This is a genomic window from Paracoccus sphaerophysae (genome assembly GCF_000763805.1).
Classification (GTDB): Bacteria; Pseudomonadota; Alphaproteobacteria; order Rhodobacterales; family Rhodobacteraceae; genus Paracoccus; species Paracoccus sphaerophysae.
This window is the reverse complement of the sequence record NZ_JRKS01000049.1, coordinates 1-23,006: the sequence shown is the minus strand read 5'-3', so window position 1 is coordinate 23,006 and position 23,006 is coordinate 1. Positions and strand designations below refer to the sequence as shown.

21 protein-coding genes and 1 tRNA gene are annotated in these 23,006 nt (G+C 68.9%); 8 read left to right on the top strand and 14 right to left on the bottom strand.

The annotated features are described in order from the left end of the window. The first annotated feature begins 54 nt into the window (after positions 1-54). Entirely contained in the window at positions 55-1,989 is a 1,935-nt protein-coding gene (locus IC63_RS12695) for a heme biosynthesis HemY N-terminal domain-containing protein (protein WP_084115836.1), read from the top strand. Positions 1,990-2,828: 839 nt separating this feature from the next. Next, positions 2,829-2,904: transfer RNA gene (locus tag IC63_RS12690), tRNA-Thr, on the top strand. 14 nt (positions 2,905-2,918) lie between these two features. Here the strand turns inward: IC63_RS12690 and IC63_RS12685 are convergent. Next, on the bottom strand, positions 2,919-3,461 hold the full coding sequence (locus IC63_RS12685) for a CAP domain-containing protein (RefSeq protein WP_084115834.1): 543 nt from the start codon (positions 3,459-3,461) through the stop codon (positions 2,919-2,921). A 218-nt stretch (positions 3,462-3,679) separates the two neighbouring features. Here IC63_RS12685 and IC63_RS12680 point away from each other — a divergent pair, with 218 nt between their 5' ends. Next, on the top strand, positions 3,680-5,560 hold the full coding sequence (locus IC63_RS12680) for an acyl-CoA synthetase (protein WP_036720911.1): 1,881 nt from the start codon (positions 3,680-3,682) through the stop codon (positions 5,558-5,560). A 75-nt stretch (positions 5,561-5,635) separates the two neighbouring features. Here IC63_RS12680 and IC63_RS12675 read toward each other — a convergent pair whose 3' ends face one another. Next, positions 5,636-6,262: a DsbA family protein gene (locus tag IC63_RS12675; protein WP_036720910.1), complete on the bottom strand. Its 627-nt coding sequence runs from the start codon at positions 6,260-6,262 to the stop codon at positions 5,636-5,638. Positions 6,263-6,415: 153 nt separating this feature from the next. Here IC63_RS12675 and IC63_RS12670 point away from each other — a divergent pair, with 153 nt between their 5' ends. Further along, positions 6,416-7,339 carry a rhodanese-like domain-containing protein gene (locus tag IC63_RS12670; RefSeq protein WP_084115832.1) on the top strand — a complete coding sequence of 308 codons (924 nt, stop codon included), beginning with the start codon at positions 6,416-6,418 and terminating at the stop codon, positions 7,337-7,339. 911 nt (positions 7,340-8,250) lie between these two features. Here IC63_RS12670 and IC63_RS18175 read toward each other — a convergent pair. From IC63_RS18175 to IC63_RS12645, 6 genes are all read right to left on the bottom strand, one after another. Continuing rightward, complete coding sequence (locus IC63_RS18175; protein ID WP_156965475.1) at positions 8,251-8,598, bottom strand: hypothetical protein; 348 nt, start codon at positions 8,596-8,598, stop codon at positions 8,251-8,253. Between the two features lie 41 nt (positions 8,599-8,639). After that, positions 8,640-10,295 carry an energy-dependent translational throttle protein EttA gene (gene ettA, locus IC63_RS12665; RefSeq protein ID WP_036720909.1) on the bottom strand — a complete coding sequence of 552 codons (1,656 nt, stop codon included), beginning with the start codon at positions 10,293-10,295 and terminating at the stop codon, positions 8,640-8,642. Between the two features lie 123 nt (positions 10,296-10,418). After that, a complete protein-coding gene (locus IC63_RS12660) occupies positions 10,419-11,357 on the bottom strand; it encodes a capsular polysaccharide export protein, LipB/KpsS family (RefSeq protein WP_036720908.1) in 939 nt (312 codons plus the stop codon). A gap of 9 nt (positions 11,358-11,366) precedes the next feature. Continuing rightward, positions 11,367-12,224 carry a sulfotransferase family protein gene (locus tag IC63_RS12655; RefSeq protein WP_036720907.1) on the bottom strand — a complete coding sequence of 286 codons (858 nt, stop codon included), beginning with the start codon at positions 12,222-12,224 and terminating at the stop codon, positions 11,367-11,369. 133 nt (positions 12,225-12,357) lie between these two features. Then, on the bottom strand, positions 12,358-13,752 hold the full coding sequence (gene rimO, locus IC63_RS12650) for a 30S ribosomal protein S12 methylthiotransferase RimO (RefSeq protein ID WP_036720906.1): 1,395 nt from the start codon (positions 13,750-13,752) through the stop codon (positions 12,358-12,360). 67 nt (positions 13,753-13,819) lie between these two features. Then, complete coding sequence (locus IC63_RS12645) at positions 13,820-14,365, bottom strand: ferritin-like domain-containing protein (protein WP_052042218.1); 546 nt, start codon at positions 14,363-14,365, stop codon at positions 13,820-13,822. A 143-nt stretch (positions 14,366-14,508) separates the two neighbouring features. Here IC63_RS12645 and IC63_RS12640 point away from each other — a divergent pair, with 143 nt between their 5' ends. Then, positions 14,509-15,123, top strand: a complete 615-nt coding sequence (locus IC63_RS12640; RefSeq protein WP_156965474.1) for a hypothetical protein — start codon at positions 14,509-14,511, stop codon at positions 15,121-15,123. Positions 15,124-15,150: 27 nt separating this feature from the next. On the opposite strand, the gene IC63_RS17015 is transcribed toward IC63_RS12640, so the two are convergent. From IC63_RS17015 to IC63_RS12625, 3 genes are all read right to left on the bottom strand, one after another. Beyond that, positions 15,151-16,245 (bottom strand): Hint domain-containing protein, encoded by a 1,095-nt coding sequence (locus IC63_RS17015; protein WP_052042217.1) that lies wholly within the window; start codon positions 16,243-16,245, stop codon positions 15,151-15,153. A 123-nt stretch (positions 16,246-16,368) separates the two neighbouring features. Continuing rightward, on the bottom strand, positions 16,369-17,130 hold the full coding sequence (locus IC63_RS12630) for an ABC transporter permease (RefSeq protein WP_036720905.1): 762 nt from the start codon (positions 17,128-17,130) through the stop codon (positions 16,369-16,371). Continuing rightward, positions 17,127-18,092, bottom strand: coding sequence for an ABC transporter ATP-binding protein (locus tag IC63_RS12625; protein WP_036720904.1), 966 nt, complete (start codon positions 18,090-18,092; stop codon positions 17,127-17,129). The genes IC63_RS12630 and IC63_RS12625 overlap by 4 nt, the downstream gene beginning before the upstream one ends. A gap of 281 nt (positions 18,093-18,373) precedes the next feature. On the opposite strand from IC63_RS12625, the gene IC63_RS18170 reads away from it, so the two are divergent. Further along, a complete protein-coding gene (locus IC63_RS18170) occupies positions 18,374-18,670 on the top strand; it encodes a hypothetical protein (protein ID WP_156965473.1) in 297 nt (98 codons plus the stop codon). 26 nt (positions 18,671-18,696) lie between these two features. After that, positions 18,697-19,653 (top strand): calcium-binding protein, encoded by a 957-nt coding sequence (locus tag IC63_RS12620; protein WP_156965472.1) that lies wholly within the window; start codon positions 18,697-18,699, stop codon positions 19,651-19,653. 18 nt (positions 19,654-19,671) lie between these two features. Here IC63_RS12620 and IC63_RS12615 read toward each other — a convergent pair whose 3' ends face one another. From IC63_RS12615 to IC63_RS12605, 3 genes are all read right to left on the bottom strand, one after another. Continuing rightward, entirely contained in the window at positions 19,672-20,499 is an 828-nt protein-coding gene (locus tag IC63_RS12615) for a lysophospholipid acyltransferase family protein (protein ID WP_084115830.1), read from the bottom strand. Continuing rightward, positions 20,499-21,401, bottom strand: coding sequence for a cell division protein FtsX (locus IC63_RS12610; protein WP_198026318.1), 903 nt, complete (start codon positions 21,399-21,401; stop codon positions 20,499-20,501). Before IC63_RS12610 ends, IC63_RS12615 begins: the two co-directional genes overlap by 1 nt. A 101-nt stretch (positions 21,402-21,502) precedes the next feature. Continuing rightward, the gene (locus IC63_RS12605) at positions 21,503-22,177 is read right to left on the bottom strand and encodes a cell division ATP-binding protein FtsE (protein WP_036720902.1); all 675 of its coding nucleotides are present in this window, start codon (positions 22,175-22,177) and stop codon (positions 21,503-21,505) included. A gap of 76 nt (positions 22,178-22,253) precedes the next feature. Between IC63_RS12605 and IC63_RS17010 the strand changes: the two genes are divergently transcribed. Then, positions 22,254-23,006: zinc-ribbon domain-containing protein (locus IC63_RS17010; protein WP_232222606.1), on the top strand; the 753-nt coding region annotated here is incomplete at its 3' end.

Below are 23,006 nucleotides of genomic sequence, written 5' to 3'. Positions count from 1 at the left end.
CCGATCCGCCGGCCGGCGCCCCCGCCGCCCCCGCGTCCAACTGAGGTTTCCGCGATGCTGCTTACGCTTCTGAAGGTCACGTTCTTCTTCGGCGTCATCCTCGCGGCGGCGCTGGGGGCGATGTACCTGGCCGAACACGGCCAGCCGCTCGTGCTGCAATACAACGGGGTCGAATACACGCTGGGTCCGGTGCAGGCGGCGGTCGCGGCCGTTGTCGCGCTGCTGGTGGCGTGGCTGATCGTCCAGTTCCTGCGGCTGGTGCTGGCCTTCCTGCGCTTCCTCGCCGGCGACCGCACCGCCATCGACCGCTATTTCGACCGCTCGCGCGAGCGCAAGGGCTATCGCGCATTGGCCGAGGGCATGCTCGCCGTCGCCTCGGGCGAGGGGCGGCTGGCGCAGGAACAGGCGGCGCGGGCGGCCAAGTACCTGGACCAGCCCCACCTGACCAACCTGCTCGCCGCGCAGGCCGCCGAAACGGCCGGCGACGCGAGCCGCGCCGAGAAGGTCTATCGCGACATGCTGGCCGACAACCGCACCCGCTTCGTCGGCATCCGCGGGCTTATGCAGCAGAAGCTGGCCACGGGGGAGACCGACAAGGCCTTGAAACTGGCCGAGAAAGCCTATGCGCTGAAGCCCTCGCACGGGGATCTGCAGAACACGCTGCTGACCCTGCAAACCCGCGAACATGACTGGAAGGGCGCCCGTCAGACGCTGAAGGACAAGCGCCGCCAGGGGTCGCTGCCGCAGGACGTCCACCTGCGCCGCGATGCCGTGCTGGCGCTGCAGGAGGCATCCGAGGTGCTGGCGCACGGCAATTCGATCAGCGCCCGCGAGGCCGCGATCAGCGCCAACCGCGCCTCGCCCGACCTGGTGCCTGCGGCGGTGCTGGCCGCGCGCAGCTATCTGGCGCAGAAGGACACCCGCAACGCCAGCCGCCTGCTGCAGAAGGCGTGGGAGGCGCAGCCCCATCCCGCGCTGGCCGCGGCCTATGCCGAGATCGTCCCGGACGAGACCCCCGCCCAGCGGGTGCGGCGGTTCGAGGACCTGATCCGGCAGAAGCCCGATCACGAGGAATCGCGCCTGCTCAAGGCCGAACTGGCGCTGACGGCCGAGGATTTCCCCGCCGCGCGCCGGGCGCTGGGCGACCTGGCCGAGACAAGGCCCACCACGCGGTCGCTGGCGATCATGGCTGCGGTGGAACGCGGCGAAGGCGCCGACGACAGCATCGTCCGCGGCTGGCTGGCGCGGGCGATGAACGCGAGCCGCGGGCCGCAATGGGTCTGCGACAACTGCCACAACGTGATGGCCGACTGGGCGCCGGTTTGCGACAGCTGCCACGGCTTTGACACGCTGAGCTGGCGCGAGCCGCCGATCGCCGCGCGGCTGGCCAGCGCGGGCAACGGGGTCGAGATGCTGCCGCTGCTGATCGGCCGCCCGGCCGGGTCCGAAGGGCATGTGAACAGCGCCTTTTCCGAAGGCGACGCCTATGCCGAAGGCACCGACTCGCCGCTGCACCTGCCCCAGCCGGCGCGCCGGGATAGCGCAGGCACAGCGCCTGGGACGATCGCGCCCGAGCCCCCGGTCATGCTCCACCGCAGGCCGCCGACGCCCGATGTGCCCGCCGTGAAGCCGGGGATGGTGCCGCGCGAATCGGACTATGCGCCCTCGTCGACGGTGACCGACCCCGAGCCCCGGCGTGAGCCGCGCCGGTCCTGGGGCCGAGCGCCGCATGCGGCGCCGCCTGTCGAGACGGCCCCGCCGATGCCGGTGACGCCTACCTCCGCGCCGGTGCCCGGCGAAGCGGTGCCAGCCGCGGATCTCGGTTCCTTGGCGCAGCCCGTGTCGATCATCGTCCCGCCCCCCACGCAGTCGGATGCTGTCGCGCATCAGCGCGCCGCGACGCCTCGGCACGGCGAGGGGATGGTGGATCAGTCGGGCAACCCCCCGGTGCGCCCCGACGTCGAACCCCCGGCCGCGGACGACGCCTGAGGGCTGAGAGTGCAGACGGCGCTGGTGTGACACAGCGGGTCGGCGGGAGTGGCACGCGGCTGCGCGTGCTGGGCCGGATAGTCCGGGCTTGGCGGGCTGCGATCTAGCGCGGATCAGGAGGTGCGACGGCGGGCGTCGCTGGATCATGCGGAGTGGGGGTGAGGCCAAACGCATCCTGAGCGACCACGTCGGCGACGGCAGCACCGTCAAGGTGGACTGGTTGAGAGGCCCAGCGGGCTTCGATACCAAGTGACGCGCCGGTGCCGTCACCTCTACAACACGGTTAGGGACTAGGCCCACGGCCCAGGAGGGCCGTGCCGAAGCTCTAGGGTGAGGGAATCGTCAGACCAGTCGGGAGGTCGGTGAAAGGCGCGGCGGTTCCAGTGATGAAGGACAGCGGCGATGTGGTGCCGCCAAGAACGGCTGGATGAGATGACGGCGGTGCGGCGCGAAAGCGGCTCGGGGGTTGAGCAGGCGACGATGCGTCGCGAAGCACTTCGGCGGTGCCGCCCCCCCCCGATCGGAACGGCTTGGTTAGCGGCGCTTCGGCCCGAACCCGGTCCAGACTAACGGCGCCGATGAGAACATTGCCGTCATCAGCGATGAACGCGCAAAAGCCGGCCCGGCCTGGGGACGAGCCAGAGTTCCCCGTGCGGCGCCTGCACGCAACGGCCGCGACGAAGCGACGACCGTGTCCTCCCCGGCCCACGTCCCCGCACCGCAGCTCTGCTCGCGCTCGCGCAGCGCGAGCCCCGCGCCTGCAGCGCGCGCGCACCGGCGCCGCGAATCTCGCCGCCCCCCTTTTCCCCCGCGCCGGAAGGTGCTAACCCCCGCAGCACGCCGCAGTAGCTCAGCTGGTAGAGCACGTCATTCGTAATGATGGGGTCGGGGGTTCGAGTCCCTTCTGCGGCACCACCATCCCTCACACCCTACCGCGGCGCGGCATAGACCGCCGCCCAGAACACCGTGCGGCCGTCGGCGCTGACGGCGCGGCCGATGCCGACCTCGCTGATCTGCGGGATCAGGATGTTGTGCAGGTGGCCCTGAGACGCGTTCCAGATGGCCAGTACCTGGCCCAACCCGAACGGACCTGCGGCGATGTTTTCAGCCGTCAGCGCCGACCGATAGCCGGCCGCCTTGACGCGCTGGCCGGGGCCCTTGGTGGCGGTCCCGCGATGGGCCATCAGGCCGCGCCGGGCCATGTCGCAGGCATGCGCCGCGGCGACCCCGGCCAGCCGGGCGTTGGGCTTGACCGGCCGCAGTCCCTGGGCGCGGCGCTGCTGGTTGGTGGCCTGGGCCGCGGCGGCGTTGTCCTGCGCACTGGTTGCGACGCAGTTGGCCGGCCCGGGCGCAGCCACCTGGACGATGGTGCGGTCGGTGCGGACAGTCACGGCCTGCGCCGCGAACGGCGTCGTTGCAACGGATGCGGACGCCACCGCCAGCACGGCAGCCACGAAAGCAAAGCGAGTCATCACGTCCCCTCGGTTCGCCGTCTGAGACGGTCTGTTATCGCTGGAGGCAGTCGCCATTACGCCGCCAATCGGCGCTTTGGATCAACCACAGATTGTCGCGATTTTTAGGCACTTCCCGCCTGACGCCGCGTTTCGGCAAAGTTTCACCGCTGCAAACTTGCTCCATGGGAGGATTTTGCCTCATGCTCTGCGCCACGCGAGGATGGGGGAGGAACTTGATGGCGCGCTTTGCAACGATGGCCGATCGGGATCGGATCGAAGACGAGATGGCCTATGCCGACCGGCAGCTTCCCCGGACCATCTACGAATTCCTGACGCGCACGCGGCAGGCCCATCCCAACCGGCCCGCCATGGCTTTCCAGCTGATGTCCGATCCCGGCGCGCGCGCCTGCACGCTCACCTGGTCCGAGTTCCACGAGCGGGTGACCGAGACCGCCAATCTGTTCCGCAAGCTGGGCGTCGGGCCGACCGACACCGTCGCCTATCTGCTGCCGAACTGCCTGGAAACGCCGGCGGTGCTGATCGCCGGGGCGACGGCGGGGATCGTCAACCCGATCAACCCGCTGCTGGATCCCGAACAGATCGCGGGCATTTTACGCGAAACCCGGGCCAAGGTGCTGGTGACGCTGAAGGCGATGCCGAAATCGGACGTTGCCCAGAAGGCCGCGGCGGCGCTGGAACTGGCGCCGAACGTCGAAACCGTGCTCGAGGTCGATCTCGCGCGCTATCTGACCGGGATCAAGCGCCTCATCGTGCCGCTGATCCGGCCGCGCGTGAAGGCCCGCCACAAGGCGCGGGTTCTGGATTTCGAGGCCTCGGCCTCGGCCCAGCCGCATGACCGCCTGACCTTCCAGGACCCGCCCGAGGACCGCGTCGCCGCCTATTTCCACACCGGCGGCACCACCGGCATGCCCAAGGTCGCGCAGCACAAGTATTCGGGCATGATCTATAACGGCTTTCTCGGCGGCGAACTGCTGTTCGACGAAACCGACGTGCTGATGTGCCCGCTGCCGCTGTTCCACGTCTTTGCCGCCTATCCGATCCTGATGTCCTGCATCCATTCCGGCGCGCTGATGGTGATGCCGACCCCCGCCGGCTACCGCGGCGACGGCGTGTTCGACAATTTCTGGAAGCTGATCGAACGCTGGCGCGCGACCTTCCTGATCACCGTTCCGACCGCCATCGCGGCGCTGATGCAGCGCGAGGTGAACGCCGACGTGTCGTCGCTGCGCACCGCGATCTCGGGGTCGGCGGCGCTGCCGGTCGAGCTGTATAACCGGTTCAAGGCCGCCACTGGGGTCGAGATCGCCGAGGGCTACGGCCTGACCGAGGCGACCTGCCTGGTCAGCTGCAACCCGGTGGACGGGCTCAAGAAGGTCGGCTCGGTCGGCATCCCCCTGCCCTATTCCCATGTCCGCATCCTGCGGCACACCCAGGATGGCTACGAAGATTGCGACGTCGACGAGATCGGCGAGATCTGCGTGGCGAACCCCGGCGTGTTCGACGGCTCGACCTACACCGAAAGCGACAAGAACCGCGACCTGTTCGCCGAGGGCCGGTTCCTGCGCACCGGCGACCTGGGGCGGCTGGACAGCGACGGCTATCTTTCGATCACCGGGCGCGCCAAGGACCTGATCATCCGCGGCGGCCACAACATCGACCCGGCCGAGATCGAGAACGCGCTGATGAGCCATCCCGACGTGGTCGGCGCCGCAGCCATCGGCCAGCCCGACAGCTTCGCGGGCGAACTGCCCTGCGTCTATGTCCAGCTGCGCGAAGGCGGCACCGCGACCGAGGCCGAGCTTGCCGCCCACGCCCGCACCCATATCCACGAACGCGCCGCGGTGCCGAAGCACCTGGAAATCATGACGGAGCTGCCGGTGACGGCGATCGGGAAGGTCTTCAAGCCCGCCCTGCGCAGGCGCGCGATCGAGCGGGTGCTGAACGGCGCGCTGGAAGGCACCGGCGCAGCGGTCGCCGAGGTGGTCGAGGACAAGAAGCGCGGCCTGACCGCCCGCATCACCCGCGGCGAGGGCGCGGACGAGGCGGCGATCCGGCAGAAGCTGGGAGAATTCACCGTGCCCTGGGACTGGAGCTGAGGCACCCAGCCGCGCGCCCCGCGCCTTTGGGGGGAGGGGCGCTAAGCCAAGGAGAGCCGCCCGAGGCAGCCGGCCTCAGCCCAGCATCTTGCGGGCCTTGGCGATCAGCGCCTGGATGTCGTCGAGGCTCTGGTCCCCGAACACCGCATCGTCGCCGGCGATCAGGGTCGGCGTGCCCGCCAGGCTCATGTGGTCGGCCAGCTCGAACGAGGTGGCGATGTGGCTGCTGACCCGGTCGGACTGCATGTCGGCGCGCAGTTTCGCCTCGTCCAGCCCCAGCTTGCGCACGACGCGCATCACCGACGGCTCGGCGGCGCGGTCGCGCATCTGCATCAGGCCGCTGTGCATCTGCCAGTATTTCCCCTGCGCCAGCGCGGCGAGCGCGGCGCGGGCGGCGAATTCCGACCCCTCTCCGAACACCGGCCATTCGCGGAACACCACCCGCAGCCCCGGATCGGCCGAGATCAGCTGCTGCATCTTGGGCATGATCTTCTTGCAGAACGGGCAGTTGTAATCGAAGAACTCGGTCAGCGTGATGTCGCCCCTGGGATTGCCCAGCACCGGCGCGTTCGGGTCACGCTCCAGCGCCTTGCGCAGCGCCTCGGGCATCGGATTGGGGCGGTTGGCGGGCTGCGCTACGGCCAGCGTCGGCGCGGCGATCAGGACGGCCCCAAGGGCAAGCGTCTGGCGGCGGGTGGGCATGAGCTTTCCTTTCGTTTTGTGCTTGACAGGTTAGGGGCGCAGCCATGGATACGGAAATCACGATACGTCCATCCGCGCGGCCCTCTGCGACGTTCGTCGGAACCGTCAGGGCCGGTCGCGCGCCGACCCGTCAGGGAAAAGGGAGGAATTTCGATGCTCACCGCACTCACCCGCGCCATTCCGCTGGTTCTGCTGGCCTCGGCCGCGGTGGCCCAGCAGGCGCCCCCCAGCCCCGACGCCCCCCGCGTGGGCATTACCAAGGACATGGCCGAGGCCGTCTTCAGGACCCCCGAGGGCGAGTTCACCGTCAGCCGCGACCAGACCCCGGGCGCCAAGCTGGAAGGCGACTGGGCGCTGACCGGCCCGGTCTGCCCGCCCTTCTGCATCCAGCCGATGTCGCCCGCCCCCGGCGTGACCGCGGTGGGCGAGCTCGAGCTGATCGAGGCGATGAAGGCCGGCGACACGATCCTGGTCGACGGCCGCACGCCGGAATGGTTCACCGGCGGCACCATCCCCGGCGCGATCAACATCCCCTACACCCAGGCCGTCGAGCGACTGGCCGAGCTCAACTGCGAGCCCGATTTCGACGGCAAGTTCGACTGCGCGAACGCCAGCAAGGTGATCCTGTTCTGCAACGGCATCTGGTGCGGCCAGTCGCCCACCGCGATCCGGGCGATGATCGACGCCGGCTACCCGGCCGAGAAGATCAGCTATTACCGCGGCGGCATGCTGGCCTGGCGCCTGCTGGGACTGACGGTCGCCGGCGGCGCCGCGGCGGCCGACACCGACCCGGTGGCGGCGCAGGAGGTGACGCCCGAGGAGGCCGCGACCCCCGGGGCCGGGGCGGCGTCTGCCGCGGCGGACGGGGTGCCGCAGGGTGCCGGGCAGGCAGTGCCGGATGCGACGCTGACCGAGGGCGAGAACCCGGTGGTCGAGGGAACGACCGAGGAGGCCGCGAAGACCGAGGAGGCGCCGGTGGAGGGTGAGGCGACGGCGGATGGTCCCGCGGAGGTCGCCGAGCCGGGTGGAGCTGCAAATGCTCTACCGCAGGAGGCCGGAAAGAACCCTGCCAACTAATCGGCTATCGTATGCGAGGGGGTCATGGAGCCGCCCACGTCTTCCTTCGCCTACGTACACTCCACCAAGCAGGCAGGCGCGACCCTGTTACCGCATTGGGTATAGGCGGGAAAGATCAGATTTCCCTCATTCGTGCCGCGTTGCACAAGGGTGCTCCCGCGCACGCCCATCAAATAGACCGGCACTACGCCATCGTTACCCGCTGCCTTGGTAAGGTCCTGCAGGGCCGAAAAGGCCGATAATTGGCTGTCTTACTCCTTGAAGGATAGCCAATTATGTTCGTGATCCACCAACTCACTTGAGATGGAAAAATCGCACGGACTGGGCGAGTCTATGGGATGCGAAAAGGGAGAGAGGTTGACTGCTTGACGCATGGCTGTTTCACACAGGGTGGAACAAACGTGGCGCTGGTCCTCCGCCATATTTGTGGCATGGCGTCTTGGCAGAAGATCGCGCCGACGCAAAAATACTTGTATGTGCGCGCCTATACGACCCCAGCCGTAGCCGCCGCCCCGTCTCAACAACGCTTTGATAGCAACAAGAGAACTCTGGTCTCTTTTGATTCTCGGATGATACCGAAATCTGATCCGCTGCGTCTGAAGCTTGGAATAAACGTTACCAACCGTAACTCCCTCTGGCATAGCTTCACACACGTACCCGTCACCCACATAAATGCCCACGTGCGTCCATTGGGCATGTTTAGCGGAAACCTTTCGTCGTTGGGATTCGAAGATAAGTCTTTGCCCAACTCCAGGCCTCAGCGGTGCAAACATAACGATTGCTCCCGGGTGAATGGCGGACAGGTCCGGGAAAACTCCCGCACTGCTCAAAAACGGAGGCAAATGCGGCGGCGCACCATTCGCCAGTTTGTCACGATCTAACAAATCCGGCGCAAACTCGAAAAACTGCATTCAACCCAGCGTCACCTTAAAATCTCCGTTCTCTGACGTAATCGTAACTGTTTCGCCCACCTCAATCCGGGAAGATTGTCTCGACGCTCGACGAATCTTAATCTCGTCGGCATCAAACGCATGTGCACGTTGACGACTGTCGACAACAACGACCACACCGTCATCTGAAACGCGCTTCACTTTAGCGGTAATCACCCCGGTTCGAGGCGTATGCTCAACTACGCGGGCAGAGTAAGCGCCGGTTTTCTTATTCGAAAAGGAGCGATCCAAACCGTTATCGTTCCGCAAGACAACAGAAGAACCTGTCAGTCGGCCTGTTTTCCGATTCTGACCTATGCCTTTGGTCATCCCGAACCTCCATGCAGACCAAGATTATGCCACACCGTACCTCACCTCGTAAACTTCTTATACTTCACCCGCTTCGGCTCGATCGAGTCCGGCCCCAGGCGGCGCACCTTGTCGTCCTCGTAGGCCTCGAAGTTCCCCTCGAACCACTCCACATGCGCATCCCCCTCGAATGCGAGGATATGCGTGCACAGCCGGTCCAGGAAGAAGCGGTCGTGCGAGATGATGACGGCGCAGCCGGCGAAGTCCTCCAGCGCCGCTTCCAGCGCCTGCAGGGTTTCCACGTCCAGATCGTTGGTCGGTTCGTCCAGCAGCAGGACGTTGCCGCCTGATTTCAGCAGCTTGGCCAGGTGGACGCGGTTGCGCTCACCGCCGGACAGCAGGCCGACCTTCTTCTGCTGGTCGCCGCCCTTGAAGTTGAACGCCGAGGCATAGGCGCGGCTGTTCATCTGCGCGTCGCCCAGGTCGATCTGCTCGGCGCCGCCCGAGATCTCCTCCCACACCGTCTTGGCGGCATCCAGCGCGTCGCGGGACTGATCGACATAGGACAGATGCACCGTGTCGCCAAAGGTGATCTCGCCCGCGTCGGGCTGTTCCTGCCCGGTCAGCATGCGGAACAGCGTCGATTTCCCCGCACCGTTCGGGCCGATGACGCCGACGATCCCGCCCGGCGGCAGGCTGAAATCGAGGTTTTCGATCAGCAGCTTGTCCCCGAAGGCCTTGGTCAGGCCCTTGACCTCGATCACCTTGCCGCCAAGGCGCGGGCCGTTCGGGACGATGATCTGGGCGTTGGTGATCTTTTCGCGTTCGGACTTGGCCGCCATCTCGTTATAGGCGTTGATCCGGGCCTTCTGCTTGGCCTGCCGGGCCTTGGCGCCAGCGCGGATCCATTCCAGCTCGCGCTCCAGCGATTTCTGCCGCGCCTTGTCCTCGCGCGCTTCCTGCTCCAGCCGCTTGCCCTTCTGTTCCAGCCAGGCGGAATAGTTGCCCTCGTACGGGATGCCCCGGCCGCGGTCGAGTTCGAGGATCCAGCCGGTGATGTCGTCCAGGAAATAGCGGTCATGGGTCACGATCAGGATCGTGCCGGGGTATTCGATCAGGTGCTTTTGCAGCCAGGCGATGGTTTCGGCGTCCAGGTGGTTGGTCGGTTCGTCCAGCAGCAGCATGTCGGGCTGTTCCAGCAACAGCTTGCACAGCGCCACGCGGCGGCGTTCCCCGCCCGACAGGCTGTCCACGTCCGCGTCGTCGGGCGGGCAGCGCAGCGCCTCCATCGCCACGTCCACCTGGCTGTCCAGATCCCACAGGTTCTCGGCGTCGATCTCGTCCTGAAGGCGGGCCATTTCCTCGGCGGTCTCGTCGGAATAGTTCATCGCCAGTTCGTTGTAACGATCCAGCTTGGCCTGCTTGGCCTTGACGCCCTCCATGACGTTGCCGCGCACGTTCAGCGCGGGGTCCAGCTGCGGTTCCTGCGGCAGATAGCCGACAGTCGCGCCCTTGGCGGCCCAGGCCTCGCCGGAAAAGTCCTTGTCGATGCCGGCCATGATCCGCAGAAGGGTCGATTTACCCGCCCCGTTGACGCCGACGACGCCGATCTTGACCCCGGGCAGGAAGTTCAGGCGGATGTTCTCGAACGTCTTCTTGCCGCCGGGATAGGTCTTGGACACGCCGTCCATGTGATAGACATACTGATAGCTTGCCATGATCCGCTCCTGTCCGCTGGTTGCCGCCTATGTAGGGGATCGGCGCCCGAAGGTGAAGGCGCGCGACTCCCCGCACCCCGGCCGCGCCCGCAGGCTATCGGCCGGCCGATCCGGCCCGTCCGCCTAGCGCCGGCGCAGGCGGTCCAGCACCTTGTCGGTCCAGCCCGGCGCCGTGTCGTCCACGAACACGTCGCGCAACAGCCAGGTCGCATGGCGGCGCATCAGGTCGGGGTCGGGCGGCTCGGCCCGCTGCAGCGCCACCGCCAGCTCGGCCGGCGTCGTCGGGCGCCAGGTCAGCGCACCGTAGTCGGACGCCCCGCAGGTGATGACGGCGCCGCCGCGCAGCTGCGCCTCGAACCCGACGCCCGAGTTGATGCAGACCGTCACCCGCGCCGCGTCGATCAGCGCATAGATCGGCTCGTCCAGCACGTGGACGTTGGCGGCGGGGTCGTGCAGCGCGCGGATCCCGGCCTCGAAGTCGGGATCGCGTGACCGGGGGTGCAGCTTGATGACCACCGGCTCGCGTGGGGCGCGGGCCAGGCAGCCCTCCAGCATGGCGCGGGTGTCGAGGTGGGCCAGCGTCAGCACCTTGTCGCGCGGCACCTGCAACGCGACGAAGATGCCGCCGCGCGGAATCTTGGCCCGGCGCGCGGGCTGGGCGTACTTGCTGACCTGCGGGACCAGGAAGCGTCGCACCACTGCCCGGTCGAAATACGCCGCGGCCTCGGCCCGGTCATGGGAGGCCGGATCGAAGCGCAGGCCGGCATTCGCCGACCAGCCGGAATGGCCCGCCGGGTCGAAGGTGAAATACCCCGGCAGGTAGGCTTCCTTGAAGTGCAGGTTCCGCGGCCCGGTCCAGACGGTGTGGAAGTTCAGCGTCGACACAGCCTCGTCCGGAAACGCGCGCGGACGGCAGGCGGCCGCACTGCCCGACAGGCTGACATCCCCGCGCGCCAGCAGCGCCGCCTCGAGCGTCCGCAGCATGGCCAGCCGCGGCTCGGGCCGGGGCGGCGGGGCGCGCATCCACCAGGGATAGTGCAGGTTGATGCGCCACGCCGCCATCCGCCCGCCCTACCGCAGCCGGCGGGTGAACTCGGGGCCGAACGTGGCGTCCAGGAACGCGAATTGCGGCTCGAGCCGGCGGCGCAGCTCGGTGCGGACCTCGGGCGGGCAGGACAGCGCCTTGTTGGCCGCGAACACCTTGGCGGTCATGTTCTGATAGGCGTGCGGGGCCAGCCCGCAATGCGCCTCGACCCTGCGCAGGAAGCCTTCGGGATCGGCGGCGATCCCGCCGAACGGCAGGATCAGCAGCCGGTCGGCCCCGAACCGCGCCGTCCAGCGCGGCACATAGGTCGCGTAGTCGCCGCGGTCATACAGCACCGGGTCGTCGATCTCGGCCATCCAGGCTTCGACGCCGCGCGGCGTCCGCCCCTTGCGGCTGAGGTTCATCTTCAGCTGGCTGACGATCCGGTCGACCGGGTGGCGCAGGATATAGACGAACTGCGCGCGGGGCAGGAACTCGGCCACCCGCGCGATCCCCTCGTCGGGAAGGGTCGAATATTCCGGGGTGATGTCGCAAGGCTGCGTGCCCTCGGGGGCGGGCGCGAAGACCTGCTTGTACCAGTGGTTGGTGAACATCTCGCCACGGGTGATGCGGGTCAGGTAGGCGTCCAGCTCGGGCGGCATCGGCAGGCCCTTGGCGGCATAGCGCTTTTCCTGGTTCTGGCGGGCGCGCCTGAAATGCCAGGGCAGCCACTGGCGATGTTCCGGCACGTAGTGATAGTTGAAAAACTGCGCCTCCTTGAAGGGCGGCAGCCAGACCTGCGGGTGCTGGGACAGCATCTGGCTGAGCCAGGTGGTCCCGGCCTTCTGCGCGCCGATGCCGACGATCCGCGGCTTTTTCGGCTTGCCCTGCGTGTCCCACTTCATCCCGTACCCCGCGCGACTGCTGCACCACCTGATAGGGCAGCCCCGGCAGGGGGGAAAGCGCTACGTCGCCGCAGAGCGGCCGTTTTCCGGGGAATGGGTAAAGACCGCAGGTGCCGCGTCCGACCCCAAGGGCCTAGAGCGTCCCCCACAGGTCATACTCTGACGCCTCGTCCACCGTCACCTCGACGATGTCGCCGGGGGAGAGGGTCTCGAAGCCTTCGTCGATGAACAGGTTGCCGTCAATCTCGGGCGCGTCGGCCATCGTCCGGCAGGTCGCGCCGTCGGCGTCGACGCTGTCCACGATCACCCGCTGCCGGGTGCCCACCCGCGCCGCCAGCTTCGCCGCCGAGATCGCCTGCGCCTTCGCCATGAAGCGGTCCCAGCGGTCCTGCTTGACCGCGTCCGGGACGTGATCGGGCAGGTCGTTGGCCCGCGCGCCGCGGACGTTTTCATACTGGAAGCAGCCGACGCGATCCAGCTGCGCCTCCTCGAGCCAGTCCAGCAGATACTGGAACTCGGCCTCGGTCTCGCCCGGATAGCCCACGATGAAGGTCGACCGCAGGGTCAGCGCCGGCACCGCCGCGCGCCAGGCGGCGATCTCGTCCAGCGTACGGGCGCTGGCGGCGGGCCGGGCCATGCGTTTCAGCACGTCCGGGTGGGCGTGCTGGAACGGCACGTCCAGATAGGGCAGCACGCCGGTCCCCGCCTCGGCCGTCCCGGCCATCAACGGCACCAGGTCGCGGACATGCGGATAGGGATAGACATAGTGCAGCCGCACCCACGCCCCCAGCCCGCCCAGGTCGCGGGCAAGGTCGGTGATATGGGCGCGATGGCCGCGGTCAGTCGCGTGGCGCAGGTCCACCCCATAGGCCGAGGTGTCCTGCGAGATCACCAGCAGCTCGCGCACGCCCAAGGCGACCAGCCGCTCCGCCTCGCGCACGACCGCATGGGCCGGGCGGCTGACCAGGCGGCCGCGCAGGTCGGGGATGATGCAGAACCTGCAGTGGTGATTGCAGCCCTCGGAAATCTTCAGATAGGCGTAATGGCGGGGCGTCAGCCGCACTTCGGACGCGGGCAGCAGGTCGATGAACGGATCGGGCGCCGGCGGCACGGCGACGTGGACCGCGTCCAGCACCTGCTCGTATTGATGTGGCCCGGTGACGGCCAGGACCCGGGGATGGGCGCCGGTGATATAGTCAGGCTCGGCGCCGAGGCAGCCGGTGACGATCACCCGCCCGTTCTCGGCCAGCGCCTCGCCGATCGCGTCGAGGCTTTCCGCCTTGGCGCTGTCGAGGAACCCGCAGGTGTTCACGATCACCGCGTCGGCGCCCTGGTAGGCGGGGCTGATCGCATAGCCCTCGGCCCGCAGCCGGGTCAGGATACGCTCGCTGTCGACCAGCGCCTTGGGGCAGCCGAGGCTGACCATGCCGATGGTCGGCTGGCCGCCGCGGCCCAACGCGGCGCGGTCGTCGCCCAGCCGCGGCGCGGGGGCGAGGTCGGGACGCAGGTTCGGAGGATTGAGGCTCATGCGCCCGGCCTATAGCGCAGGCCGGGCGGTTTGCGAAGGGCGCGCGTAGGTGCCGCGGTCGAGGCCGTCAGCCGCCCGCGCCGGCGCGGCCCATGCGACCGCCGCCCTGGCCCCCGCCCTGGCCGCCACCCTGGCTGGAACCGCCGCCCTTGCCTGCGGCGCAGCGCTGGAAGGCGGGCAGGAGCCGTTCGGCCGAGGCATTGCGCAGCGCCAGCAGGACGCGCGCAACCTCGGGTTCGGCGGCGACCGCGGGCAGCAGCTCCTCGTCATAGAGCCGGATGTTCTCGATCTCGGCGGCCACCCCCGCCGTGCAGGCCGCGGCGGCGCTGGCGGCAAAGTCGCGCAGCGGCGTCCGGCCCGTCGCGTAGGGGTTCGCCGGGACCGGCAGGCCGTTGCGCCGCAAAAGGTCGAACAGCAGCGCCGCGTGCTGCTCCTCGGCCCGCATGATGTTGGCAAAGGGCCTGTCGGCGCCATGGCGGCGGATGATCTCGGCATAGGTGGTCCGGGCGTGATATTCGTCGTCCAGCGCGGTGAGGATGGCGCGATGGGCGGCCTCGCTGACCGCGGCACAGACGTGCCAACGCGGCGGCGGGAGTGTCGGGTGGAACGGCATCGGTCTTCTCCCCGTCATATTCGTATTGCGATATGTGTTTGGTCGGGGCAGCGACCAGAGCGAGGCGGTTCACACTGACGTGACGGCGGACGATCCGCCGGGACGGGATTCCCTTTTGCGATGGATCAGGGCAGGATGGCGGCATGACATGCCCGTTCCCGCTCCCCCGCCGTCGCACGGCCGCCCTCGTCGCCACGCTGACCGCCGTGCTGCTGGCTGGTTGCGCGGGGGTTCCGGCTCTGTTGACCTTTCCGGCCGCCGCGCCGCCCCCGCCCGCGACGGCCGGAGCCGTCGCGCCCGCCCCGGTGATGGCGCCCGCCGCCCGCCCCGTGGTCACTGGACCCGTGACGGCTCGCCCCGCGCCCGCCGGGCCGGTGGCCCAGCCCGCGGCCCAGGGTCCGATCGTGGTGCTGAACAACCGCGGCGGCAACGTGGTCCAGATGATGGCCTATCGCAGCCAGCTTGCCGCCTCGGGCCGGCCGGTGCAGATCCGGGGGGTGTGCAATTCCGCCTGCACCATGTTGACGACGCTGCCCAATGCCTGCCTCGCGCCGGACGCCTCGATCGGGTTCCACGCGCCCCGCATCCCGGGCACGCAGGTGATTCCGCCGATCGTGGACCAACTGATGGCGACCACCTATCGCAACGGCATCCGCGCGCGCTGGTACAACGAATGGCGCCATTCGCTGACCATCCAGTCGATCAGCGCCCGCGAGTATGTCCGGCTCGACCCGCTCACCCGGCTGTGTCCCGCCTGAGCCCCCCGCCTGGGCCGCCCCCGAGCCTCAGGCCAGCGGCGCGACCAGCGGCTTGCGGTTCCGGACCTGCCGTTCCACCAGCTTGCGGCACTGGCCACCGCGCATCACGGGGCGCGCCAGTGGCCGGGTGTCGCCCTGTCCCGCCAGGTCGGGGAACAGCGCGGTGATCTCGGCCCGGGCATCGGAGGTCAGCGCCTCCATCGCCATCGGCCCGAGATATAGCGACTCGGCCTCGGCCCCGTTGGCGAAGACGATCTCGTGGGCGTCGAACATCAGGTGCCAATAGCCGACCCCGCCGGTGCCGGCGCAGCGGCTCACCCCCGGCAGGTCCAGCAGATGCACGGCCGCGACCAGCAGTTCGGCCTGCCCCGCCATCCGCGCCGCGATGGGCGAGCGCACCAGCATCCGGTGCTGGGGCGAGACGGTCAGGTCCTGCGCCGGCATGCCCGGCCCCAGCGCGCCGGCCGCGATGCGGATCGGAAGCAGCCGCGGCGCCCGGAGCAGGTCCTCGGCCGACAGCCGCCGCCCCCCCAGCCAGCGCAGCGGCTGCAGGCCGTTGTCGCGGGTGCGCACCAGATCGCCCACCCGCAGGGACTGGACCGGACGCGGCCCCGCGGCGGTCTCGATCATCGTGCCGGTGGCAAAGCAGATGGCGTGCAGGGTGTTGTCGTTGTCGGCGGGGTAATACTGACGGTTCAGGTTGTTCCCGGTGTCATAATACCATATCGAGATGTACCTGACTTCGGCGTCGGGGCCCAAGATGTCGCGAAACGTGTCGGCAAAATAATCCTGTTCGATCGCCAGGTATTTTTCGGTCGTGCCATCGCTGAGATAGACGAACTGCAGGCTGCCATTGACCGCCGAGGTCGTCGCGGGGTCGCCCTCGAACTTGTTGACGTTCCCCTCGCCGAATCCCGTGACCGTCCAGACCGTGCCGTCCAGCGTCACCGTATCGCCGCGGAGGACCAGCCCCTGCTGCGCGGTCTGGAAGGTCAACGGCTCGATGATCGGGCAGAACTGGACCGGATAGGCCGCATCACCGCCCTTATAGGTCATCGTCATGCCGTTGGCAGGTTTCCCCGACAGCTCGAACATGTCGTGGAAGGTCGTCTCGTAAGCCATGCGCGCCCCTCGCCTTTTCTTCGTCGGCCTGTGGACCGGGGATAGGGGGCGAGGTGTTAACGGGCGGTTAACGGTAGAGCGATTTCCGGCGCCGCCGCCGGGTGTGGCGGATCGGACGCAGGGTCACTCGCGCAGGCGCCAGCCGGTGAGGAAGATCCAGCGGATCGCCACCAGCAGCACCGCAATCATCGCCGCGACCGCGCTCAGCGAAAGGCCGACCGGCACGTCGGCGATGTCGAAGAACGACCAGCGGAACCCGGAAATCAGGTGCAGCACCGGGTTGAAGCGGGCGATCACGTTCCACGGCTCGGGCAGCATCGAGGCCGAATAGAAAGCGCCCCCCAGGAATACCAGCGGCGTGATGACCATCAGCGGGATGATCTGCAACTGCTCGAAGTTCTTCGCCCACAGCCCGATGATGAAGCCCAGCAGCGAAAACCCCACCGCCGTCAGCACCAGGAAGGCCAGCATCCAGACCGGGTGCGCGATATGGACGCCGACGAACCAGAAGCTGGTCACGAGGATGATCAGCGCGATCAGAACCGCCTTGGTGGCGGCGGCGCCGACGAAGCCCAGCGCGACCTCGATCCAGCCGGTGGGGGCGACGAGATATTCGTAGATCGTCCCCGAGAACTTGGGGAAATAGATGCCGAAGCTGGCGTTCGAGACCGATTGCTGCAGCACTGTCAGCATCATCAGCCCGGGCACGATGAACGCGCCATAGGGGATGCCCTCGACCGCCTGGATGCGGCCGCCGATGGCGGCGCCGAAGACGACGAAATACAGCACCGTGGACAGCACGGGCGAGGCGACCGACTGCCAGATGGTGCGGAAGAACCGCGACATCTCGTGGTGATAGATAGCGCGGACGGACTGCCAGTTCATGCCGCGTCCCCGCCCAGCTGCGCGCCCTCTGCGCCCTGTTCCAGCAGCGACATGAACACGTCCTCCAGCGAGGATTGCGTCGTGGCGACGTCCCGCAGCCCGATGCCGCGGGCGTTCAGTTCTGCCAGCAGCCGGCCGATGCCGGTGCGTTCGGCCCGCGCGTCATAGTCAAAGACCAGCCGGTGCCCCCCCGCCTCCAGCGTCAGGCCCGCCGCGACCTCCTCCGGCAGCCCCTCGGGCAACGCCGCCAGCGGCGCGTCCAGCTCGACGACCAGCCGCTTGCGGCCGAATTCGCCCATTAGCTCGGCCTTGGGGCGGACCAGCAGCAGCCGGCCCTTGTCGATGACGCCGATCCGGTCGGCCATGTCCTCGGCTTCCTCGAGGTAATGGGTGGTCAGGATGATCGTCACCCCCGAGGCCCGCAGCCCGCGCACCACCTGCCACATCTCGCGCCGCAGATGAACGTCGACGCCGGCGGTGGGTTCGTCGAGGAACAGCACCTTGGGCCGGTGCGACAGCGCCTTGGCGATCAGCACTCGCCGCTTCATCCCGCCCGACAGTTCGCGCGTGCGGGCGTCGCGCTTGTCCCACAGCGCGAGGCTGCGCAGCACCTGTTCCAGCCACGCATCGTCCGGCGGCTCGCCATACAGGCCGCGGGTGAAGCGGACGGTGTCCAGCACCTTCTCGAACGGCTCCAGCGCGATTTCCTGCGGCACCAGCCCGATCAGCTTGCGCGCCGCGCGCCAGTCGGTGCGGATGTCGTGGCCGCCGACGCGGACGGTCCCGCCGGTCGGCACCACCAGCCCGCAGATGATCGAGATCAGCGTCGTCTTGCCGGCCCCGTTCGGCCCCAGCAGGGCGAGGATCTCGCCCGGCTGGATCTCCAGCGAGACGTCGTCCAGAGCGCGGGTCCCGCTGCCGTATTGCTTGGAGAGGTGGTCGATCCGGATGATCGGCGGCATGGGGACACTCGGGACATCGGGGCGCAGGCCGCAGACCTAGGCGCGCGGCCCGTGTTTGTCCACCCGCGCCGGGCGGCGGCAGGAAGGGCTCGGGGCGCCGGGTCATCGCCAGCGGGGCCGGAACCGGCCGCGGCATCGGGTCGCTGCGCGCAAGTGACGCAACAGCCCCCCGCCGCATCCAGCAATGGCGCGCATTCTAGGCATTTTCATGTATGCTGCAGGGGACCGTCCGGGGAGGGACGGCCGATTCTTACATCATTCATACCGAGGGAGGCGACGCCATGAGCGGGCGTGTGGGAACTGTTTACGGAACAGCAGGCGTGGATGCGATCAATCCGGACTATGTCGATGGCTCGGGCCAGTCGATCTGGATGTTTTCCGACGACAATCTGCCCGGCAACCTGCCGGACAGGGTCATCGTCGCGGCCGGGGACGCGACGACGCCATCCATTTCGAAAGCTACGGGTCGCATTGGGACAGCTTGTGGAACGACCAGCTTGTCATCCTTGCCGGCACGGGTAACGACGAAATCACGTTCGCTGGTGCCTTGTTTTCCTGGCAACCCGGCGCGCCGCTGATCATAGACGCGGGCGACGGCGACGACATGATCACGGCTTGGTGGCCGGGCCTGATTGCCCCGCCGCAGTTGATCGGCGGCGCAGGGGCAGACATATTCCGTGCCGCCTCGTTTGACGAGATCGGGGCGCTGACCATCAGCGATTACACCATCGGCGAAGACAGTCTGGAGCTGATGAGCAGCAGCGAGTCGTGGCATGAAATCACGCCTGACATTCTGAACCTCCCGCCCGCTGAGTATTTTGGTCAGTATCGAGCATTCGACACCGCCGACGGCCTTAGGATCGACGGTTATCACAGCATTCCGCATTGGGACGGGACGAACCAAACATGGACCTACGAGCAGGTCTATTCGATCACCCTGACCGGCGTCACGCTCGCTGATTTCATGGCGGGCGGGGCTCGGGGCAACGTCATCGACGGCACCGAGGCGCGCGACATCATCTGGGCGGATTATGTCGATGCCGACGGCGATGGCTTTACCCAATACGCGGACACCGTGATGGGCGGCGCCGGGCATGACAACATCAAGCTCGACGGCACGGGCGACGTGGTCATGGCCGGGGACGGCCGCGACTTTGTCATCGCCCGGGGCCAGGGCCACCGCGTGCATGGCGAGGCCGGCGACGACTATCTGATCGCCCGGCAGGGCGGCTCGGAACTGGACGGGGGCACCGGAAACGACCGGCTGGTGGCCGACATCCGCCAGGGTGGCGACCATGTGCTGACCGGGGGCGACGGCGCCGACAGCTTCGAATTCCTGTTCGGCGCGACCCGTCACGCCGCGCAGACCGAGATCACCGATTTCGACCTCGGCGTGGACCGGCTGAGCGTCGACGGCGCCGAGATCGACCTCTCTGCCCTGCCGGCCGGGATGCTGGCCGGGACCGACAGCGACGGCTCGGTAATCCTGAACGTGGGGCTGAACGACACCGTGACGCTGCGCGGCGTGACCGAGGCTGATCCGGGCCTCGTCTTCATCTGAGCCCCCCGGCGCTGCCGTCTATCGCGGCGGCAGCGCCAGCCCAGCGGCGGCCATGAGCCGGTCGGATTCCGTCTCGATCCGCTGCTCCAGCAGCGCGACGGCGGCGGCGGCGTCCTGTCCGGCGGGGACGGCGGGCAGGAACTCGATCACCGCCCGGCCCGGCCTGATCCGCAGCCCGTCGCGGCCCCAGAACATCCCGCAATTGACCGCGACCGGGTGGACGTCCAGCCCGGTCGCCGCCTGGATGGTGCCGACGCCGTGCTTGTATTTCCGCCGCTCGCCCGGCCGGGTGCGGGTGCCCTCGGGATAGATGATAAGCTGGCCCAGGTCGCCCGCCCGCAGCCGGTCCTGGATCTCCGCCACGATCTGGCGCATCGCCTCGGACCCGCGGGCGCGGTCGATGGGGATGCAGCCGGCCAGCCGGGCATAATAGCCCATCACCGGCACCCGCAGCACCTCGCGCTTCATGATGAAGCCGCATTGCGGGACGGCGTGCGAGATGGCGAGGATGTCCAGAAAGCTCTGGTGCTTGGCGGCGACGATCACGTCGCCCTGCGGCGGGGTGCCGCGCAGTTCGACCGAGACGCTCAGGATCGTCCGCGCCGCCGACAGGAGCCGGCCGGTCCAGACGATCGGCAGCACATGGGCGCGGGCCGGGTTGCGCATGATCTGCGGCAGCCACCACAGCCCCATGACCAGCGTGACCCCGGCGATCCAGAGGTAATAGGCCGCCGTCCGCAGCGGCCACAGCGCTGGTAGCGGCCGGGGGCGATAGGCGGACGGGTCGGCCGGCCCGCGGACCAGCGCCCAGCCGGGCTGCTCCTTGCGGCGGGGGGCGGCGGCCATCAGCGCACCTCGCGCAGCATCCGCAGCGCGGCGGCGCGGGTAGCCGCAAAGCCCACCAGCGCGCCCAGCGGCGGGATCAGCAGCGGCAGCAGCCAGCCCCAGCCGGTGAAGCCGAGTCCGGTGAGGAAGTCTCCGGCCGGCTGCATGTCGGGCAGCGCGAGGATCGCCAGCATCCCCAGCGCCGTGCCGATTGCGGCGCCCAGCGCGGCGCGGCGGGTCAGGCGGCGGACGAAGGCCTGGGCGATGGTCAGGTCGCGGGCCCCGATCAGCCGCATCACCCGGATCACCTGCCCGTTCGCCGCCAGCGCAGCCTGCGCGGCCAGCGTCACGATCGCCGCCCCCGCCGCCCCGATCAGCGCCAGCGACAGCCACCCCAGAAGCCGCAGCCGCGAGGCCGCCGATACCAGCGGCTGGCGCCACTGGGTATGATCGTCCAGCACCGCGCCCGGCGCCTCGCCCTGCAGCCGCAGGCGCAGCCCGGCGGCGTCGAAATCGCGGGTGGTGTGGACCTCGATCAGCCGCGGCACCGGCAGCGCGTCGACGGGGACATCGGGGCCGAACCAGGGTTCCAGCAGCTTTTCGACCTCGTCGCTGGGCAGGGGCCGGATCTCGGCCACGCCGGGGGTCGTGCGCAGCGCCTCGGTCACGGCGGCGGTCTGGGCCTCCATCTCGTCGGCCGGGGCCGAGACGCGGACGGTCACCGTCTGCGCCAGCCCCTCGGCCCAGCGATCAGCCAGCCGCCCCGTGGCCAGCGCCAGCGCCAGCGCGAAGACCGCGAGGAACGCCATCACCGCCGCCGCGAACACCGTCAGCCGGGCCGAATTGCCGGTGCGCGGCACGATCCGGTCGGCCAGCCCCGCCTGCCGCCCGATCAGCCCGCGCCACAGCGTCGGCACGTCCAGCGCCTTGAGATCCGCCTTGGCGATCCGGGGCGCGCGGCGGGCCGCGGCGCGCAGGCGGTCGGCGGCTGCGGATCGGGCAGAGGGCTTGCGCGGCGTCCCGGTCACAATTCGGCTCCTGCGGTCTGCAGCCGGCCGCCGGCGATGCGCAGCACGCGGGCCGACACCTGCTGCTTGGCGGCGCGGATCAGGTTCAGGTCATGGGTGGCGACCAGCACCGTCTTGCCCGAGCGATTCAGCTCGACCAGCAGCTGCAACAGCCGCAGCGACATGTCCCAGTCGAGGTTGCCGGTCGGCTCGTCGGCGAGGATCACGTCCGGCGACAGGATCACCGCCCGGGCCAGCGCCGCCCGCTGGCGTTCGCCGCCCGACAGCGCCGGCGGCATCGACCGCGCCTGCCCGGTCATCTGCACCCAGGCCAGCAGGTCGCGGATCGCGCCCATGTCGATCGGCTCGCCCGCCACCATCATCGGCAGGGCGATGTTTTCCGCCACCGGCAGGTGGTCGAGGAACTGGGTGTCCTGGTGCACGAGCCCCACCCGCCGGCGCAGCCCGGCGATGGCGTCGCGGCCCATCGTCGCCGCGTCCTGCCCGAACAGCGTGAGCTTGCCCGCCGTGGGCAGCAGGTCGGCGATGCACATGCGCAGGAAGGTGGTCTTGCCCGCCCCCGATGGCCCGGTCAGAAAGTGGAATGAACCGCGCGGCAGGCTGAGGGTCAGGCCCTGGAACAGCGCGCCCCCCCGAGGGTAGGCGAAGGCCACATCCCGCATCTCGATCAACGTCAACCCTCCTTGATCCGGTGCGCTTGGCGACCGGACGGGGGCTTGATAGAACGTCCCGGCGGCGATGGAAACCATGCGCCGTCACCGAAGTCCGAAGGGGGCGCAGGGGATGCGGCTGGTCTGCCCGCGCTGCGGCGCGCAGTACGAAATCGACGACACCTCGGTCCCGGCCGAGGGGCGCGACGTCGAGTGTTCCGCCTGCGACCATGTCTGGCGGGCGACGCGGCCCGACGCGCCGTTCGACGCCGCCGCGCGCCCCGCGCTGAGCCGCCCGCTGAGCGAATCGGTGATCGAGATCCTGCGCGAGGAAGCTGCCCGCGAACTGGAAACCCGCGCCGCCGAACGCCAGGCCGCCCGCGCCGCCGCGCGCCTGGCCGAGCGCGGAGAGACCGCCGGCAGCCCGCTGGTCGGCCTTGGGGATTTGGACGACCCGGCAGAGCGTGTGGCGGCCGCCGGGGGTGTCGGAGCCGGTGCGGCCGGCCCCGGTACTGGCGGTTCCGGCACGGGCGGCCACGGAGCGTCGGTGTCAGAGCGGTCCGCCGATCCCGGGTTCTCGTCGGTCCCCGAGCCCACGGCCGCACGCGGCTTGCCGGCCCCGGCAACAGCTACCGCATATACCGGCGCCCCTGCGGAAGCCCTGCTAGCCGACATGCCCGACGTCGAGGCCGATCCTGTCGGTCTCCACCCCGCCGGTCAGCCAACGACCGAGCAGGGAGCACCGTCTGCGGCGCAGCTTGGGCCGGCCGCCGACGCCACCGCTCCTGCGGTGACCTCGCCCGCCTCCGTCCCGCCGACCTCCATTCCGCCGGCGTCCTCCCCCTCGGCC

What these genes read in the sequence shown, in the direction of transcription:
- IC63_RS12620 (WP_156965472.1), top strand. Translation starts at nt 18,697, where the DNA reads ATGATCACGGCTTGGTGGCCGGGCCTGATTGCCCCGCCGCAGTTGATC.
- IC63_RS12685 (WP_084115834.1), bottom strand. Translation starts at nt 3,461, where the DNA reads ATGACTCGCTTTGCTTTCGTGGCTGCCGTGCTGGCGGTGGCGTCCGCA.
- IC63_RS18170 (WP_156965473.1), top strand. Translation starts at nt 18,374, where the DNA reads ATGAGCGGGCGTGTGGGAACTGTTTACGGAACAGCAGGCGTGGATGCG.
- IC63_RS12615 (WP_084115830.1), bottom strand. Translation starts at nt 20,499, where the DNA reads ATGGCCGCCGCCCCCCGCCGCAAGGAGCAGCCCGGCTGGGCGCTGGTC.
- IC63_RS12645 (WP_052042218.1), bottom strand. Translation starts at nt 14,365, where the DNA reads ATGCCGTTCCACCCGACACTCCCGCCGCCGCGTTGGCACGTCTGTGCC.
- IC63_RS12675 (WP_036720910.1), bottom strand. Translation starts at nt 6,262, where the DNA reads ATGCCCACCCGCCGCCAGACGCTTGCCCTTGGGGCCGTCCTGATCGCC.
- ettA (WP_036720909.1), bottom strand. Translation starts at nt 10,295, where the DNA reads ATGGCAAGCTATCAGTATGTCTATCACATGGACGGCGTGTCCAAGACC.
- IC63_RS12695 (WP_084115836.1), top strand. Translation starts at nt 55, where the DNA reads ATGCTGCTTACGCTTCTGAAGGTCACGTTCTTCTTCGGCGTCATCCTC.
- IC63_RS12625 (WP_036720904.1), bottom strand. Translation starts at nt 18,092, where the DNA reads ATGCCGCCGATCATCCGGATCGACCACCTCTCCAAGCAATACGGCAGC.
- IC63_RS12680 (WP_036720911.1), top strand. Translation starts at nt 3,680, where the DNA reads ATGGCGCGCTTTGCAACGATGGCCGATCGGGATCGGATCGAAGACGAG.
- IC63_RS12670 (WP_084115832.1), top strand. Translation starts at nt 6,416, where the DNA reads ATGCTCACCGCACTCACCCGCGCCATTCCGCTGGTTCTGCTGGCCTCG.
- IC63_RS18175 (WP_156965475.1), bottom strand. Translation starts at nt 8,598, where the DNA reads ATGACCAAAGGCATAGGTCAGAATCGGAAAACAGGCCGACTGACAGGT.
- rimO (WP_036720906.1), bottom strand. Translation starts at nt 13,752, where the DNA reads ATGAGCCTCAATCCTCCGAACCTGCGTCCCGACCTCGCCCCCGCGCCG.
- IC63_RS12640 (WP_156965474.1), top strand. Translation starts at nt 14,509, where the DNA reads ATGACATGCCCGTTCCCGCTCCCCCGCCGTCGCACGGCCGCCCTCGTC.
- IC63_RS17015 (WP_052042217.1), bottom strand. Translation starts at nt 16,245, where the DNA reads ATGGCTTACGAGACGACCTTCCACGACATGTTCGAGCTGTCGGGGAAA.
- IC63_RS12655 (WP_036720907.1), bottom strand. Translation starts at nt 12,224, where the DNA reads ATGAAGTGGGACACGCAGGGCAAGCCGAAAAAGCCGCGGATCGTCGGC.
- IC63_RS12660 (WP_036720908.1), bottom strand. Translation starts at nt 11,357, where the DNA reads ATGGCGGCGTGGCGCATCAACCTGCACTATCCCTGGTGGATGCGCGCC.
- IC63_RS12630 (WP_036720905.1), bottom strand. Translation starts at nt 17,130, where the DNA reads ATGAACTGGCAGTCCGTCCGCGCTATCTATCACCACGAGATGTCGCGG.